This window comes from Streptomyces sp. NPDC054847 (genome assembly GCF_053610925.1).
The window spans coordinates 19,200-35,146 of sequence record NZ_JBSGZJ010000025.1; the positions used below are offsets into that span (position 1 = coordinate 19,200).

The window sequence follows — 15,947 nt, forward strand, 5'->3', positions numbered from 1 at the left end:
AGCGCATCACTTTCAATGCGAAACACCCGGCCGGGACTGTCCGGCCGGGCGTTTCACGTGAAACAGGACTTCAGGGTCATCAGGCCCAGGTGATCAGCCTCTTCGGCTGCTCCAGGATCGCCGCGACATCGGCGAGAACCTTGGAGCCGAGCTCGCCGTCGACCAGGCGGTGGTCGAAGGAGAGCGCCAGGGTGGTGACCTGACGGGGCTTCACCTTGCCCTTGTGGACCCACGGCTGAAGCTTGATCGCGCCCACAGCGAGGATCGCGGACTCACCGGGGTTGAGGATCGGCGTTCCGGTGTCGACACCGAAGACACCGACATTGGTGATGGTCACCGTGCCACCCTGCATCGCCGCCGGGGTGGTCTTCCCCTCGCGGGCCGTGGCCACCAGTTCGCCCAGCGCCGCCGCCAGCTGCGGCAGGGTCTTGTCGTGCGCGTCCTTGATGTTCGGCACGATCAGGCCCCGCGGAGTGGCCGCGGCGATGCCCAGGTTGACGTAGTGCTTCTGCACGATCTCCTGGTTCGCCTCGTCCCACGAGGCGTTGACCTCCGGGTTCCGCTTGATGGCGACCAAGAGGGCCTTGGCGATCAGCAGCAGCGGGTTGACCCGCAGACCGGCCATGTCCTTGTCGGTCTTGAGCTCCTCGACCAGCTTCATGGTGCGCGTCACATCGATCGTGACGAACTCCGTGACATGCGGTGCGGTGAAGGCGCTTCCGACCATCGCGGAGGCGGTCGCCTTGCGCACGCCCTTGATCGGCACCCGGGTCTCCCGCGCGCCCGCGACGACGGCGGGGGCGGCGAGCGGCTCCTGCGCGGTGACCGGCTCTGCGGCCGGAGCCGTGACCGGTGCCGCGGCGACGGCCGGCGCGGCGGCCGCGTGGACGTCCTCACGGGTGATGACGCCGTCGGGGCCGGTCGGGGTGACCGTCGCCAGGTCGATGCCCAGGTCCTTGGCGAGCTTGCGCACCGGGGGCTTGGCGAGCGGACGCGGCGCCGTCGGCGCGCCGTGGCCGTTCATCTCCGCCTGGACGGCCGCTGCCGCCCGGCTCTGCTCGGGCGCACCCGCCTGCTTGCGCGGCCTGCGCTTGGTCGAGGACTCGGCGACGCCGTAGCCGACGAGGACCGGCTGACGGCCCTGCGGCTTGGCCTCCTCCGCCTCCGCGGCGGCCTCGGCGACGGGCGACGCCTCGGTCTGGGCGGGCGGCACTGCGGCGGCCTCGGCCGGAGCCGCCTCACCGCTCCCCGGCGCCACATCGACCGTGATGATCGAGGTGCCGACGTCGACGGTGGTGCCCTCGGCGAAGCGCAGCTCGTGCACCACGCCGTCGTACGGGATCGGCAGCTCGACGGCCGCCTTCGCCGTCTCGACCTCGCACACGACCTGGCCGTCGGTGACGGTGTCGCCCGGCTGGACGTACCACTTGAGGATCTCGGCCTCGGTGAGTCCCTCGCCCACGTCGGGCATCTTGAACTCGCGGAAGCGAAGGGAAGTGTCTTGAGTCATGGTCACGGCACTCCTCAGTACGCGAGCGAGCGGTCGACGGCGTCCAGCACACGGTCCAGACCCGGAAGGTACTCCTCCTCGAGCCGCGCCGGCGGATACGGGGCGTGGAAGCCGCCGACCCTCAGCACGGGGGCCTCGAGGTGGTAGAAGCACCGCTCGGTGATGCGGGCCGCGATCTCGGCGCCTGAGCCGTAGAAGACGGGCGCCTCGTGGACCACGACCAGCCGGCCGGTCTTCTCGACGGACGTCTGGATGGTGTCGAAGTCGATCGGGGACATCGATCGGAGGTCGATGACCTCCACCGACTTGCCCTCCTCGGCGGCGGCCGCGGCCGCCTCGAGGCAGACCTTCACCATCGGGCCGTAAGCGGCCAGCGTGATGTCGGACCCGGGCTGTGCGACACGCGCCGCGTGCAGCCGGCCGGGGATGGCCTCGGTGTCCACCTCGCTCTTGTCCCAGTAACGGCGCTTCGGCTCGAAGAAGATCACCGGGTCGTCGCTCTGGATCGCCTGCTGAAGCATCCAGTAGGCGTCGGAGGAGTTCGACGGGGAGACGACCTTGAGACCGGCCACGTGCGCGAAGAGCGCCTCGGGGGACTCGGAGTGGTGCTCGACCGCTCCGATGCCACCGCCGTAAGGGATGCGGATGACGACCGGCAGCTTGATCTTGCCGAGCGCGCGGGCGTGCATCTTCGCGAGCTGCGTGACGATCTGGTCGTACGCCGGGAAGACGAAGCCGTCGAACTGGATCTCCACCACGGGGCGGTAGCCGCGCAGGGCCAGACCGATGGCGGTGCCGACGATGCCCGACTCGGCGAGCGGGGTGTCGATGACCCGGTCCTCGCCGAAGTCCTTCTGGAGGCCGTCGGTGATACGGAAGACGCCGCCGAGCTTGCCGACGTCCTCACCCATGATCAGGACCTTGGGGTCGGTCTCGAGGGCCTTGCGGAGCGACTCGTTGAGCGCCTTCGCGAGAGGAAGCTTCTGTACAGCCATGACTAGTTGCCCTCCTCGGCGAACGACGCCTGGTAAGCGGCGAACTGGGCGCGCTCCTCGTCGACGAGCGAGTGCCCGTCCGCGTACACGTGGTCGAACATCGCCATGTCCTCGGGGTCGGGCATGGCCCGGACCGCCTCACGGACCCGCTTGGCGAGCACGTCACTCTCCTCGTCGAGGGAGGTGAAGAACGCCTCGTCGGCGTGGCCCTCGGCCTCGAGGTACGTCCGCAGGCGCAGGATCGGGTCCTTGGCCTCCCAGGCCGCACGCTCGTCGTCGTGGCGGTACTTGGTGGGGTCGTCCGAGGTGGTGTGCGCACCCATGCGGTACGTGAAGGCCTCGACGAGCGTCGGGCCCTCGCCGCGGCGGGCCCGCTCCAGGGCGGAGCGGGTCACGGCCAGGCAGGCGAGGACGTCGTTGCCGTCGACGCGGACGCCGGGGAAGCCGAAGCCCTGCGCGCGCTGGTACAGCGGCACCCGGGTCTGGCGCTCGGTGGGCTCGGAGATCGCCCACTGGTTGTTCTGGCAGAAGAACACGACCGGGGCGTTGTAGACCGCGGAGAACGTGAACGACTCGGCCACGTCGCCCTGGCTGGAAGCACCGTCGCCGAAGTACGCGATCACGGCCGAGTCCGCGCCGTCCTTGGCGACGCCCATGGCGTAGCCGGTGGCGTGCAGCGTCTGCGAGCCGATGACGATCGTGTAGAGGTGGAAATTGTTGGTGGTCGGGTCCCAGCCACCGTGATTCACCCCGCGGAACATGCCCAGCAGGTTGGTCGGGTCGACACCGCGGCACCAGGCGACGCCGTGCTCACGGTAGGTCGGGAAGACGTAGTCGTCGTCGCGCAGGGCGCGTCCCGAGCCGATCTGTGCGGCTTCCTGACCCAGCAGCGAGGCCCACAGGCCCAGCTCGCCCTGGCGCTGCAGGGCGGTGGCCTCGGCGTCGAAGCGGCGGGTCAGGACCATGTCCCGGTACAGCCCGCGCAACTCGTCGGCGCTCAGATCGATGTCGTACTCGGGATGCTGGACGCGCTCGCCCTCGGGCGTCAGCAGCTGTACGAGCTGGGGCTCGGAACTCTGCGGCTTCTTGGTGGCGCTGGCGCGCTTACTGGCGCGTCGCGGTTTACGCGCGGCAGCAGTGCTCTCCACGGTCACGTGCGTGCTCCTCCGTCGGTCCGGCCCCCGGGGTCCGCCGGAAAGCCAGTGCGGCTCGCCCACGTCCGTGCCCGCGCACGGGGTGTGTGCGACGCGGCCGGAAGTCAGGCGTGACAGGTGCCCCGGCGAACGTCCTGTCACAGGCACGTTACCCAGTGGGCAGCATTACTGCGAAACCCCATTTGACCTGCGATTTTGCTTGGATTTCCAAGTAAATCGAGAAATAGGGGAACAACCACTGGTCACAGCCCTGCAGGCCGCCGGAACACGGGCACGTTATCCCGGCCACCCCGGGCACGGGAAGAGTCAATATGTGAGACTGCCTCCGTGCGCGAAACGGGAAAAATCAGCGTATTTCTCCTCGACGACCATGAAGTGGTCCGGCGTGGCGTTCGTGAGCTGCTCGCCGCCGAGGCCGACATCGAGGTGGTCGGCGAGGCGGGAACCGCGGAAGACGCCCTGGTCAGGATCCCTGCGACCGCTCCGGATGTCGCCATCCTGGACGTGCGGCTGCCGGACGGCAGCGGTGTGGAGGTGTGCCGCGAGGTCCGTTCACGCAACGAGAACATCAAGTGTCTGATGCTCACCTCATTCGCGGACGACGAGGCCCTCTTCGACGCGATCATGGCAGGTGCCTCGGGATACGCGCTGAAGGCGATCCGCGGCAGCGAACTGCTCGCCGCGGTGCGGGACGTCGCCGCGGGCAGATCACTGCTCGACCCGGCGGCGACCGCCCGGGTCCTGGAGCGGCTGCGCGAGGGGAACAGGCCGGCGGGCGACGAGCGGCTCGCGAACCTCACGGACCAGGAGCGCAGGATCCTGGACCTGATCGGGGAAGGGCTCACCAACCGGGCCATCGGCGAGCGGCTCCACCTCGCGGAGAAGACCATCAAGAACTACGTCTCCAGCCTGCTCTCCAAGCTGGGCATGGAGCGGCGCGCGCAGGCCGCCGCGTACGTGGCGAGGATCCAGGCGGAGCGTCAGCACCACTGACACCGCCACCTTCACTCGTTCGGACCAACGCGTCCACGCGTGGTCATGGGACTTAGGTCCCGTCACGTTCGGGGCCGGCGCCTCTACCCGGCGGAGCCGTCGGACACCGAGAGTGGACGGTATGCCCTCAGAGGAACTCCGCGCCATCGAGCTGCTCGGCCGCGTCCGCTACGGCCTCCTGGCCACCAGTCTCCGGGCCATGCCCGTCCTGGTCCCCGCACAACACGTCGTGGCGAACGGCCGGGTGCTGCTGAGGCTGCAGGCCACCGGCGAGCATCTGCGGGCAGGCTGCGGGAGCGTGGTCGCCTACGGCGCGGACAACCTCAACTCCGGTGCGGCGGCTCTCTGGTCCGTTCAGTTCACCGGTACCGCGGAGACGGTCAGCCCGAAGGAGGAGGAGCTGGCGCACTTCGGGCCGCGGCCGGACCGCATCGACGGTGAGGACTTCCGGCCGGCATACCTGTGCGTCGAACCCCGCTTCGCCACCGTGCACATCCTGGGTGACTCCGAAGGGCATTCGGCGCAACACATGGAGTGATCTAACATCTGGCGGGTGCCGCGCTCATCTGATACCGCTCCGCCCCTCTCCGCGCTTCTGCGCCGCTACGAGAACGCGGGCGAGCCCCTCTCCTGCAAACCCGTCACCCAGGGGCTCCTCAACCGTGGCTACCGCCTCGCGACCACCCGCGGGGCGTACTTCCTCAAGCACCACCTCGACGGCGACCACGAGGCCATCGCGCGGCAGCATCGCGCCACCCAGCGGCTCCAGGCCCTCGACGTGCCCGTCGCGCCGCCCCTGGAGGACCAGGGCGGTGACACGGTCGCCGTGATCGACGGCCACTGCTACGCCCTGCACCCCTGGGTCGAGGGCCGCCATCGCAACGGCGCCCAGCTCAGCACCGCCCAGTCACGGCGGCTCGGATCGCTCCTCGGCCTGGTCCACACCTGCCTGGCGCAGGTCATGGACGACGGCACCCCCCGCAAGACCGAGCACAACAGCGCCGACCCCGAAGAGACGTTCACCCTCATCGACGAACTGCTGGAGCTGGCCAGGTCGGCCCGGCCCCGCGACTCCTTCGACACCCTCGCGGAACACCGCCTCCTCCAGCGGCGCACGCTGCTGGAGCGCCACGCCGGCCGCAGACCGCCGCCGGGCGGCGCCGGCGGCTGGGTGCACGGCGACTTCCACCCGCTGAACCTGCTCTACCAGGGGGCGGAGCCGGCCGCGATCGTCGACTGGGACCGGCTCGGGGTACAGCCGCGGGCGGAGGAGGCGGTGCGGGCAGCGGCGATCTTCTTCGTCCTCCCGGCCGGCCGGCTGGAGCTCACGAAGGTGCGGGCCTACGCACGCGCGTACCGGCGTGCCGCCGGCGCCGACCCGGCCGAACTGCGGGCCGCCGTGCACCGGGTCTGGTGGGAGCGGCTCAACGACTTCTGGATACTGCGCTGGCGCTACCAGCTGCACGACCGAAGGGCCGACCCGCAGTTCCCCGCGGTGTCGGCCCTGGCGGTGTGGTGGACGAAGGAGTACGACGCGGTGTGCGACGCGTTCGCCGGGTGAGGCGTCCGCGGGTGCCGCAGGCACCGAAAGGCCGGACCCGCCCCGTCACTCGCCGCCTTCGTTGCCCTCCACGGTGCCTCCCCCGCCTTCGGTGGCACCGCCCGTCTCGGTCGGCGGCGGTTCGTCCGTCGGCTCCGTCGGCGTCGGCGTCGTCTGCGTCGGCTTGCCCGTCGGCTCGGTCGGCTTGCCCGTCGGGGACGGCGTCCAGGACGGCGTCGGCTGGGTGCTCGGCGTGAACGACGGTACGTCCGAAGGGGTCCACGACGGCTGCTGGTTGCCGCCCGTGGAGGTGTCGGGCTCGTCCGTCGGCTCGGTCTCCTCCTCGGTCGGCGTCGGCGACTCCTCCGGAGTCGTCGGCGTCTCGGAGACCGTCTTTCCGTCGCCCGGGTTCGTGCCGCCCTTGTCGTTCGCCCTGTCGAGCGCGAAGGCGATGCCCACGACCACCGCTACCACGGCAAGGGCCGCGAGCAGCCACACCTTGCCCCGGCCGCCCTTGCCGCCGCGCCCGCCGGTGCCGTAACCGCCGTCGTAGCCCCCGTCGTTCGGGTTCATCGGAGGAAGGATCGGGCCCTGCGAGGTCTCGCCGTGCACGGGGTGCGCCGCGGTCGCGCCGGTCATGCCCCTCGCCGGGGTGCCGCCACCGTCGTAGAGCTGGACCGGCCCGGTGTTCCAGGTGCCGTTGTGGCTGCCCTGCTGCTGCAGCATCTGCAGCCCGTACTGCACCAGTCCGCGCATCTCCTCCGCGCTCTGGAACCGGTCGTCCGGGTCCTTGGCGAGGGAGCGCATGACCAGCCCGTCGAGCTCGGGCGGCACCACGTCCGAGACGTCGGACGGCGGCACGGGGATGTCCTGCACGTGCTGGTAGACGACCGAGAGCGGCGTCTCACCGGTGAACGGGGGCCGCAGCGCGAGCAGTTCGTACAGCAGGCAGCCCGTCGCGTACAGGTCGGAACGGTGGTCGACGGCCTTGCCCAGCGCCTGCTCGGGGGAGAGGTACTGGGGGGTGCCCATGACCATGCCGGTCTGGGTCATCGTCGACTGGGCGCCGTGCAGTGCGCGCGCGATGCCGAAGTCCATCACCTTGACCGCGCCGGAGTTGGTGATGATGACGTTGGCGGGCTTGATGTCGCGGTGCACGATGCCGTGCTGGTGCGAATAGGCGAGGGCCTCGAGGACGCCGGAGACGATGATCAGGGCCTGCTCGGGCGGCGGCGCCTCCGCGTTGACGAGCAGGTCGCGGATGGTGCGGCCCTCGACGAGCTCCATCACGATGTAGGGGACGGTCTGGCTGCCCACCACGTCCTCGCCGGAGTCGTAGACCGCCACCACCGCATGGTGGTTGAGGCCGGCGACCGACTGCGCCTCACGGGTGAAGCGGGCCTTGGAGACCGGATCCTCTGCCAGGTCCGGCCGCAGCAGTTTGACGGCGACCGTACGGCCGAGCCGTACGTCCTCCGCCGCGAACACCTCGGCCATGCCGCCGCGGCCGAGACGGTGCGTCAGGCGGTAACGGCCGTCTCCGACCAGTCCGCCGACACCCCAGGCGTCCGCAGAATCCGGCACTCCGCTGCCGTCTGCTCCGGGTTCGGGTGCCATCAGTCCTCGCCGTCGTATCTGTCCGCGTGCGTACTCTGCCTGCGGGATGTCATTTCTCGGGGTGCTGTGCCACGTCACGCTACAGCCTTGGCGCGGCAGGCCGGTTTTCGAGAGGGACCGGCCATCAAACCTCCTGGGCGCGAAGGGGTGCAAATTCCATGCTGTTCCTGTAACGCTTCCGAGACGCTTGTTGTGCGTACGGTCACGGAACGGGCACCTGGCTTGACGTGTCGGACCCCTGCGGCAGACTTGCCCCGTAATACGGATCACGGTCCAGGTTTCTCGGTCCTCGAGACAAGGATCGGCAAGCAATTGCGAACCATCGCGGACCGGGCCGTCGGGCCACCGCGCCGAGGGGGATGCACAGTCATGAGCCAGGACGGCGCGCAGGGCCGCTATGCGGGTGGTTCCGTGGCGGGCGGCCGGTATCAGCTTCGCGATCTGCTCGGCGAAGGCGGCATGGCCTCCGTCTACCTGGCCTACGACTCCGCGCTCGACCGCCAGGTGGCCATCAAGACGCTCCACACGGAACTGGGGCGCGAGCAGTCGTTCCGCGAGCGGTTCCGGCGTGAGGCGCAGGCCGTCGCCAAGCTGTCCCACACCAACATCGTGTCCGTCTTCGACACCGGCGAGGACGAGCTCGACGGCTCGCTGATGCCGTACATCGTCATGGAGTACGTGGAGGGGCAGCCGCTGGGATCCGTCCTGGCCGCCGACATCCAGCAGTACGGCGCGATGCCCGCCGACAAGGCGCTCAAGGTCACCGCCGACGTGCTCGCGGCCCTGGAGACCAGTCACGAGATGGGCCTGGTCCACCGCGACATCAAGCCCGGCAACGTGATGATGACCAAGCGCGGCATCGTCAAGGTGATGGACTTCGGCATCGCCCGCGCCATGCAGTCGGGCGTCACGTCGATGACGCAGACGGGCATGGTCGTCGGCACGCCGCAGTACCTCTCCCCCGAGCAGGCCCTCGGACGCGGTGTGGACGCCCGCTCCGACCTGTACTCGGTCGGGATCATGCTCTTCCAGCTGCTGACCGGCCGGCTGCCGTTCGACGCGGACTCGCCGCTGGCGATCGCGTACGCGCACGTCCAGGAAGAGCCGGTCGCACCGTCCACCGTCAACCGGTCCGTCACTCCCGCGATGGACGCGCTCGTCGCCCGCGCCCTGAAGAAGAACCCGAACGAGCGGTTCCCGAGCGCCGCCGCCATGCGCGACGAGTGCGCCCGGGTCGCGAGCGCCGGACAGACGGGCGCACCCGTGATCATCAGCGGTGCACCGGCGAGCAGCGGCGCGGGCGTCGGTTCCGCCGTCTTCCCGCCCCTGGACCAGTCCGCCCCGCCCCCGCAGAGCGGCGTCCAGACGCCCTACCAGCCGGGCCCCTACGGCGCCCCCACCCCGGCCCCGACGCCGCACTACGGCTACCCGACGCCCGCCCCGGCGTACCAGACACCGGCCCCGGCGGTCTCGACCCCGCCGCCGTACACGATCTCGCCGCAGCCCGCCACGACCGGCGGCAGCGGTGGCGGTGGCCGGCGGAACATGCCGGTGATCGTGGGCGCCATCGCGGTGGCACTGCTCGCCATCGGCGGTCTCATCACCGCGATCGCCATGAACAAGGACGACGACGATCCGGGCACCGAGGCCGGCGGCGACCCGACGACCAGCGAGTCGCAGCAGGCCGGCTACAAGGGCCCGGAGCGCCAGCGGAAGATCGAGAAGACGAAGTGCTCGGACGCACAGGAGGGCTACGACGACCCCTCCAAGGTTCAGGCCCCCGACTTCGTCTACAAGGACATCCTGTCGGTCAAGGAGTGCGCGCAGGCCGCGGGCTGGAAGGTCAACGTCAAGGACGTGCCCAACGCGCAGTGGGGCGAGGGCGTCGTGGTGACCCAGTTCCCGGGCGCCGACGTCGAGGTGTCTGAGGACGACGCGACGTTCGACCTCGAGGTCTCCACCGGCTATCCGGAGTAGACCCTCCCGGGCTCCTTCGGGGGCTCCCGCACGAAGCAAACGGCCCGGTACGCGCCCTGCGCACCGGGCCGTCTCCGTACCCGCCGCCGGGACGAGCCGGTGCCCGAGATGCCGGAGACAGAGCGTCATGTGACGCTGACTCCGATATGTCGGTGACGACGACTCGGCACGGGAGGGGTCATCCGGTGACTCCAGCGCTGCGCACTCGATGTGCGATCACCGTCGCTTCACTTCTCCTGCTGGCCACTCCGGTCTCCCACGCCGGGGAGCGGGAGCCGCGGGAGGCGTCCCCCCAACCCTCTGTCTCCGAATCCCTCGCCGGGCGGCAGGCAGGGGAAGGGCGCCAGCGCCCCGGCCGTCGTACGACGCCGTCGCCGAGCGCGAGCGTGAGCCCTTCCGTCGCTCCTTCGGGCACTCCCGCCGCGGCGGTGTCGCCGTCGAAAACCGGCGCCCCTGCGAAGTCCTCCGCGCCGGGCTGGCCGCCCCGGCGGCACGAGGACCGGCCGTTCCGCACGGGACGGCCCCCGCAGGACACCCGTCCGGAGGAGGACGGGGCACCCGAGACGGAGGAGCCCGGCGGGGCTTGGAACGCGCCGACCTCCGGACCCCACTGGAGCGCCCCCGCCGCCGCCCGCCACCAGGCACCTCAGTCCGCACCGGTGCCCGTCGCCCAGCAGATCTCGCCGCTCTCGCTGGGCATCGGCATGGCCCTGATGGGCCTCGGTATCGGCTTCCTGGGCATGCGGCTGCGCCGTCGCTGACTCCCGCGTCCGTCTCAAGGGGGACGCCATGAGTCCCTCCAGCGATGGTTGCCGCCATGGGCATACTCGGTATACATACTGAGTATGTCCATCAGGCACGGGCTCCTCGCCCTCCTCGAACACGGCCCCCGCTACGGCTCCCAGCTCCGCTCGGAGTTCGAGTCGCGCACGGGCGCCACCTGGCCGCTCAACGTCGGCCAGGTCTACACGACCCTCAACCGTCTGGAGCGCGACGGGATGGTCGCGCAGAACGGCGAGGACGAGGCTGGGCACGCGCTGTACGTCATCACGGACGCCGGCCGCTCGGAGCTCAGGAGCTGGTTCGAGACGCCAGTGGACCGCAGCAGCCCGCCCCGCGACGAACTGGCCATCAAGCTCGCCATGGCGGTCGGCGCACCGGGGGTGGACATCCGTGCCGTCATCCAGTCCCAGCGCCACCACACGGTGAACGCCATGCAGGACTACACGCGTCTCAAGGCCCAGGCGCTCGCCGCGATCGAGAGCGGGGGGTCGCGGGAGCGGGACGACGTGGCGTGGCTGCTCGTGCTGGAGCAGCTCATCTTCCAGACGGAGGCCGAGGCGCGCTGGCTCGACCACTGCGAGGTGCGGCTGATCAGGCTCTCGGCGGCGGCAGGGCGGGGGACGCAACCGGCAGGGGATTCACCCGCCGCCGCACCGCCGGCACGGACGCACCCGACCACGGCCGGCGCCCGGCCGGCGCGGCCTGATTAGGCCCGCTCCGGCTCAGGACCACCGCCCTTCGACGGTCACGACGCCCGGGGGCGGACATCGGACGGGGCGGGCACAGCGCCGGGCCGGACACCCGCTCCGGCCGGCCGCCGAAGGCCACAGGGGGAACACCCGCACCGCACCGGCCGCCCGGCCGCAGCGCGGCCCACAGAACCGAATCGGCCACCCGGCCGACCACACACCTCTCCGTACACCCGCTCGTGTGTACGCGCCCGACCAAGGGGGACTTCACCTATGTCCGAACAGCTGTCACAGCAGCCTCAGTCTGCACAGCAACCGGTGCTGCAACTACAGCAGTTGACGCGTGTGCACGGCAGTGGCGCCACTGAAGTGCATGCCCTGCGTGGGATCAACCTCGATGTCTTCCCCGGTGAACTCGTCGCCGTCATGGGCCCGTCGGGCTCCGGGAAGTCGACTCTGCTGACGATCGCGGGCGGCCTCGACGTTCCGACCTCCGGGCGCGTGATCGTCGAGGACACCGACATCACGACCGCCGACCGCAAGACGCTCGCCGCTCTGCGCCGGCGCAGCATCGGCTACGTCTTCCAGGACTACAACCTCATCCCGGCACTCACCGCCGCAGAGAACGTCGCCCTGCCGCGCGAACTCGACGGCGTCTCCGCCCGGAAGGCCCGTGGCGAAGCCGTCGCCGCTCTTGAGGAGATGGACCTCGGGCACCTCGCCGACCGCTTCCCCGACGAGATGTCGGGCGGCCAGCAGCAGCGGGTCGCCATCGCGCGGGCCCTCGTCGGCGACCGCCGCCTCGTGCTCGCCGACGAGCCGACCGGCGCCCTGGACTCGGAGACCGGCGAGTCCGTGCTCGCCCTGCTGCGCTCCCGCTGCGACGCCGGCGCCGCCGGCATCCTGGTCACCCACGAGCCGCGCTTCGCCGCCTGGGCCGACCGCGTGGTGTTCCTGCGCGACGGCGCGGTCGTCGATCAGACCGTGCGCAGCCAGGCGGACTCCCTGCTCTCCGGCCAGGCGGCCGAGCTGTGATCACCTGGTACCACTCCTGGCGCGCCGCGATCCGGATCGCGCGCCGCGACGCCTGGCGCTCGAAGGGCCGCAGCTTCCTGGTCCTGGCCATGATCGCCCTGCCCATCCTCGGTGTGAGCGCCGCGGACCTGACCGTCCGCAGCGCGGAACTCTCCGCCGAGCAGGGACTCGAGCGCTCGCTCGGGGCCGCCGACGGCAGGATCTCCGACCCGGGTCTGGGCGGCGTACCGATCATGCAGTCCCCGGACGGCAGGAACTACAACCCGATCGGCGACTTCGACAACAAGCCGTGGCCGGAGGGGAAGGCGGACATCACCAAGGCCCTGCCCGCAGGCGCGAAGACGCTGAAGGACACGGTCGGTTCCGCCAAGCTCCGCACGACACACGGTCTGCTGCACACGGAGATACGGGAGCTGAACGCCTCGGACCCGATGGCCGAGGGCATCCTGGCCGTGGTCAGCGGCCGGCTCCCGCAGAAGCCCGACGAAGTGGCAGCGACCACGCACTTCCTCGAGAGCAGCGGCCTCGAGGTGGGCTCCACGCTCACCGCTCGGGGATTCGACCGCGCGTACCGCATCGTCGGCTCGTACGAACTCCCCAACGCTCTGGACACTGACCAGGTCAACGTCTTGCCGGGTGCCATGCTCGCGCCGCTCGACAAGGCGCTGGAAACGGCGGGACTGTCCGGCACATCGCCCTCCACGACGCTGCTTGCGACCGTTCCCGGCGGTTTCACGTGGAACATCGTCAAGGACATCAACACCAAGGGTGTGACGGTCGAATCACGGGCGGTGTCGCTGAACCCGCCGGCCGACTCCGAGGTGCCCCTCTTCCAGGAGGAGGGCTGGGGGAACTTCGAGGAGAGCACGGCCGCAAAGGCGGCGGCGCTCGCCGCTGTGGGTACCGTCGTCGGCCTCGCCATGCTGGAGATCTGCCTGCTGGCCGGCCCCGCCTTCGCGGTGGGCGCCCGGCGCTCCCGCCGCCAGCTCGGCCTGGTGGGGGCCAACGGCGGCGACCGCCGGCACATCCGGGCCATCGTTCTCGGTGGCGGTCTGGTGATCGGTGTCGCGGCAGCCGTCGTGGGTACGGTCCTCGGACTGGCCCTCACCTACCTGCTCCAGCCGCTGCTGGAGGACTACCTGGGCAAGCGCTTCGGGCACTTCGACGTCCGGCCGCTCGAACTGCTCGGTATCGCGCTGCTCGCCGTGCTGACCGGTCTGCTGGCCGCCGTCGTTCCCGCCGTCACCGCGTCGCGGCAGACCGTCCTCGCCTCGCTCACCGGCCGCCGCGGCGTCCGCCGCAGCAGCCGGGTGCTGCCGGTCATCGGGCTGATCGCGGTGGCTCTCGGTGCCTCGATCGCCCTGTACGGGTCGATGATGACCGACCAGTTCGCCATCGTCGCCGGCGGCAGTGCCCTGGCCGAGCTGGGCGTGGTCGCGCTGACTCCCGCCCTGGTGGGCCTGTTCGGCCGGATCGGCCGGATCCTGCCGCTGTCCCCCCGGCTCGCCCTGCGCGACGCCGTCCGCAACCGGGGACGCACGGCTCCCGCGGTCGCCGCGGTACTGGCCGCCGTCGCGGGCACCGTGGCCGTCGCCACCTACGCTGCGAGCGCCGATGCCCAGGGCGCCGCCGAGTACCAGGCACAACTGCCGCACGGCGCCGTCTCCATGACGATCGACGAGGGCGGCGGGCGTGACGTCCCGGGTGCGCGCAGCACCGTGCAGAAGCTGCTTCCCGTGGACGTGCGGGCGGACGTCGACCGGATCTCCGTGGGCAGGGCGGGCTGCGGGATGTACGACAGCGGCGAGGGCTGCGGACGGTACGAGATCATCGTGCCCAAGGCCAACGAGTGCCCGCTGTGGGCCACGGATCCGGCGCACCCGGACCAGGACCCGTCGGAAAAGTTCAGCAAGGCGGAACGCCGCAAGCTGGCCGAGGACTGGCGCTGCAAGGAGGGCAGCGGTGGCGGGGCCTACGTCGACGGCGGCGTGGCCGTCGCGGACGCCAAGCTGCTCAAGGTGCTCGGCATCGACGATCCCGCCGCGGAGAAGGCCCTGGCGGCCGGGCAGATCGTGTCCTTCGACAAGCGCAACGTCGACAGCAAGGGCAAGATCGGCATCCGGTTGATCACCGACATCGAGGCCGCCGACCGGGCCGCGGAGAAGGGCCAGCAGCCCCCGGGCGAGATCAAGACCTTCACCGCTCACATGGCCGCGAAAACGAACTCGTACGGCCTCTCCACGCTGCTCACGCCCGCCGCGGCCAAGTCGGCGGGACTCACCACGGTGCCGCTCGGCGCCTACTTCTCGACGGACAGGATGCCGAGCACCGAGCAGCGGCAGCGGCTCGACGGCGAGCTGGACAAGACAGGCGCCGCGGTCAACCTTCACATCGAGGAGGGCTACACCAGCGAGAACAGCATCGTCATGCTGGCGCTGACGGTGTTCGCCGGTCTGATCACGATCGGAGCGGCAGGCATCGCCACCGGACTGGCCCAGGCGGACGCAGAGGCCGACCTGAAGACGCTCGCCGCCGTCGGAGCCCCGCCGAGGGTCCGCAGGACGCTCAGCGGCTTCCAGTGCGGGGTGGTGGCCGCGATGGGAGTGGTCCTCGGCTCGGCGGCCGGCGTACTGCCGGCGATCGGGCTGAGGCTCACCGAGGAGCGCCAGCAGCGGGCCTGGTACGAGCAGGCTCTGGACGAGGGCTGGGCCGCCATGGACTCGGTGCCGTACGTGCCGATCGTGGTGCCCTGGGAGACGCTGGCCGCTCTGCTGGTCGCCGTCCCGGTGGGCGCCGCCCTCCTCGCGGCGCTGGTCACCCGCTCCCGGGGCGCGCTCGCCCGGCGAGAGGCTGCCTGATCACGCTCCCGCGGCATCCGGCGCCGACCGGGTGATCCTTTGCCGGCGGATCGCTATCCAGCGGTTTTGTGCCCCCGTAGGAGGGTGGATCACTCTCCTACGGGGGCACACCTCTGGTTACGCGCATGTACGAGAGAATGGCGGCATGGAGATGCCGAGGAATGAACGGTCGCAGGAGAGCCCACACGTCCTCGTCGTGGGACAGGACGGGATGGCCCTCAGCCAGGGTGACGGTGACAACGAGTCGCGTGAGGTCCCGGTGACGGAAATGGTCGAACAGCCGGCGAAGGTCATGCGCATCGGCAGCATGATCAAGCAGCTGCTCGAGGAAGTGCGGGCAGCTCCTCTGGACGAGGCGAGCCGGGTCCGGCTCAAGGAGATCCACGCCGGTTCGGTCAAGGAGCTGGAGGACGGGCTCGCGCCGGAGCTCGTGGAGGAACTGGAACGCCTCTCCCTCCCGTTCACGGATGACGCGATTCCGTCCGAAGCGGAACTGCGTATCGCGCAGGCCCAGTTGGTGGGCTGGCTCGAAGGTCTTTTCCACGGGATCCAGACCGCGCTGTTCGCTCAGCAGATGGCCGCACGGGCCCAGTTGGAGCAGATGCGGCGCGCACTGCCGCCCGGTGCGTCCCACGAGGAGGACGAGGGCGGTCAGCACGGCGCGATCCGCTCCGGTCCGTACCTCTAGTCCGGTCCGCACTCTTACCTCTGGGGCTCCGGTCCGGCCCGTACGCCTGGTCCGGTCCCCGGTCCGGCCCGTACCTCGGGTCCGGTCCACAGCCCGGCCCCTTACCTC

13 protein-coding genes are annotated in these 15,947 nt (G+C 70.6%); 9 read left to right on the top strand and 4 right to left on the bottom strand.

The window, feature by feature from the left end; genetic code table 11:
• Positions 1 to 79: 79 nt before the first annotated feature.
• The 3 genes from ACWGH4_RS05310 to pdhA are packed head-to-tail and all read right to left on the bottom strand — an operon-like array spanning position 80 to position 3,659.
• The gene (locus ACWGH4_RS05310) at positions 80 to 1,510 is read right to left on the bottom strand and encodes a dihydrolipoamide acetyltransferase family protein (protein WP_453455825.1); all 1,431 of its coding nucleotides are present in this window, start codon (positions 1,508 to 1,510) and stop codon (positions 80 to 82) included.
• 14 nt (positions 1,511 to 1,524) lie between these two features.
• The gene (locus ACWGH4_RS05315; protein ID WP_441263397.1) at positions 1,525 to 2,505 is read right to left on the bottom strand and encodes a transketolase C-terminal domain-containing protein; all 981 of its coding nucleotides are present in this window, start codon (positions 2,503 to 2,505) and stop codon (positions 1,525 to 1,527) included.
• 2 nt (positions 2,506 to 2,507) lie between these two features.
• A complete protein-coding gene (pdhA, locus tag ACWGH4_RS05320) occupies positions 2,508 to 3,659 on the bottom strand; it encodes a pyruvate dehydrogenase (acetyl-transferring) E1 component subunit alpha (RefSeq protein ID WP_441263396.1) in 1,152 nt (383 codons plus the stop codon).
• A gap of 327 nt (positions 3,660 to 3,986) precedes the next feature.
• Here pdhA and ACWGH4_RS05325 point away from each other — a divergent pair, with 327 nt between their 5' ends.
• From ACWGH4_RS05325 to ACWGH4_RS05335, 3 genes are all read left to right on the top strand, one after another.
• Complete coding sequence (locus ACWGH4_RS05325; protein WP_453455829.1) at positions 3,987 to 4,652, top strand: response regulator; 666 nt, start codon at positions 3,987 to 3,989, stop codon at positions 4,650 to 4,652.
• A gap of 121 nt (positions 4,653 to 4,773) precedes the next feature.
• A complete protein-coding gene (locus tag ACWGH4_RS05330; protein WP_453455832.1) occupies positions 4,774 to 5,190 on the top strand; it encodes a pyridoxamine 5'-phosphate oxidase family protein in 417 nt (138 codons plus the stop codon).
• Positions 5,191 to 5,205: 15 nt separating this feature from the next.
• Complete coding sequence (locus tag ACWGH4_RS05335; RefSeq protein WP_453455835.1) at positions 5,206 to 6,213, top strand: phosphotransferase; 1,008 nt, start codon at positions 5,206 to 5,208, stop codon at positions 6,211 to 6,213.
• 45 nt (positions 6,214 to 6,258) lie between these two features.
• Here ACWGH4_RS05335 and ACWGH4_RS05340 read toward each other — a convergent pair whose 3' ends face one another.
• The gene (locus ACWGH4_RS05340; protein WP_453455838.1) at positions 6,259 to 7,809 is read right to left on the bottom strand and encodes a protein kinase domain-containing protein; all 1,551 of its coding nucleotides are present in this window, start codon (positions 7,807 to 7,809) and stop codon (positions 6,259 to 6,261) included.
• 369 nt (positions 7,810 to 8,178) lie between these two features.
• Here ACWGH4_RS05340 and ACWGH4_RS05345 point away from each other — a divergent pair, with 369 nt between their 5' ends.
• From ACWGH4_RS05345 to ACWGH4_RS05370, 6 genes are all read left to right on the top strand, one after another.
• Positions 8,179 to 9,786, top strand: coding sequence for a protein kinase domain-containing protein (locus tag ACWGH4_RS05345; protein WP_453455841.1), 1,608 nt, complete (start codon positions 8,179 to 8,181; stop codon positions 9,784 to 9,786).
• Between the two features lie 386 nt (positions 9,787 to 10,172).
• Positions 10,173 to 10,547: a hypothetical protein gene (locus ACWGH4_RS05350; RefSeq protein ID WP_453455844.1), complete on the top strand. Its 375-nt coding sequence runs from the start codon at positions 10,173 to 10,175 to the stop codon at positions 10,545 to 10,547.
• A gap of 84 nt (positions 10,548 to 10,631) precedes the next feature.
• A complete protein-coding gene (locus ACWGH4_RS05355) occupies positions 10,632 to 11,279 on the top strand; it encodes a PadR family transcriptional regulator (protein ID WP_453455847.1) in 648 nt (215 codons plus the stop codon).
• 252 nt (positions 11,280 to 11,531) lie between these two features.
• Positions 11,532 to 12,293, top strand: a complete 762-nt coding sequence (locus tag ACWGH4_RS05360) for an ATP-binding cassette domain-containing protein (protein WP_441263388.1) — start codon at positions 11,532 to 11,534, stop codon at positions 12,291 to 12,293.
• Entirely contained in the window at positions 12,290 to 15,151 is a 2,862-nt protein-coding gene (locus tag ACWGH4_RS05365) for an FtsX-like permease family protein (protein ID WP_453455850.1), read from the top strand. Before ACWGH4_RS05360 ends, ACWGH4_RS05365 begins: the two co-directional genes overlap by 4 nt.
• Positions 15,152 to 15,296: 145 nt before the next feature.
• On the top strand, positions 15,297 to 15,839 hold the full coding sequence (locus ACWGH4_RS05370; protein ID WP_005314769.1) for a bacterial proteasome activator family protein: 543 nt from the start codon (positions 15,297 to 15,299) through the stop codon (positions 15,837 to 15,839).
• Positions 15,840 to 15,947: the final 108 nt, after the last annotated feature.

Bases quoted from the DNA above. Each gene is read 5' to 3' on its own strand.
- ACWGH4_RS05315 (WP_441263397.1), bottom strand. From the start codon at position 2,505: ATGGCTGTACAGAAGCTTCCTCTCGCGAAGGCGCTCAACGAGTCGCTC.
- ACWGH4_RS05310 (WP_453455825.1), bottom strand. From the start codon at position 1,510: ATGACTCAAGACACTTCCCTTCGCTTCCGCGAGTTCAAGATGCCCGAC.
- ACWGH4_RS05345 (WP_453455841.1), top strand. From the start codon at position 8,179: ATGAGCCAGGACGGCGCGCAGGGCCGCTATGCGGGTGGTTCCGTGGCG.
- ACWGH4_RS05360 (WP_441263388.1), top strand. From the start codon at position 11,532: ATGTCCGAACAGCTGTCACAGCAGCCTCAGTCTGCACAGCAACCGGTG.
- ACWGH4_RS05370 (WP_005314769.1), top strand. From the start codon at position 15,297: ATGGAGATGCCGAGGAATGAACGGTCGCAGGAGAGCCCACACGTCCTC.
- ACWGH4_RS05355 (WP_453455847.1), top strand. From the start codon at position 10,632: ATGTCCATCAGGCACGGGCTCCTCGCCCTCCTCGAACACGGCCCCCGC.
- ACWGH4_RS05330 (WP_453455832.1), top strand. From the start codon at position 4,774: ATGCCCTCAGAGGAACTCCGCGCCATCGAGCTGCTCGGCCGCGTCCGC.
- ACWGH4_RS05340 (WP_453455838.1), bottom strand. From the start codon at position 7,809: ATGGCACCCGAACCCGGAGCAGACGGCAGCGGAGTGCCGGATTCTGCG.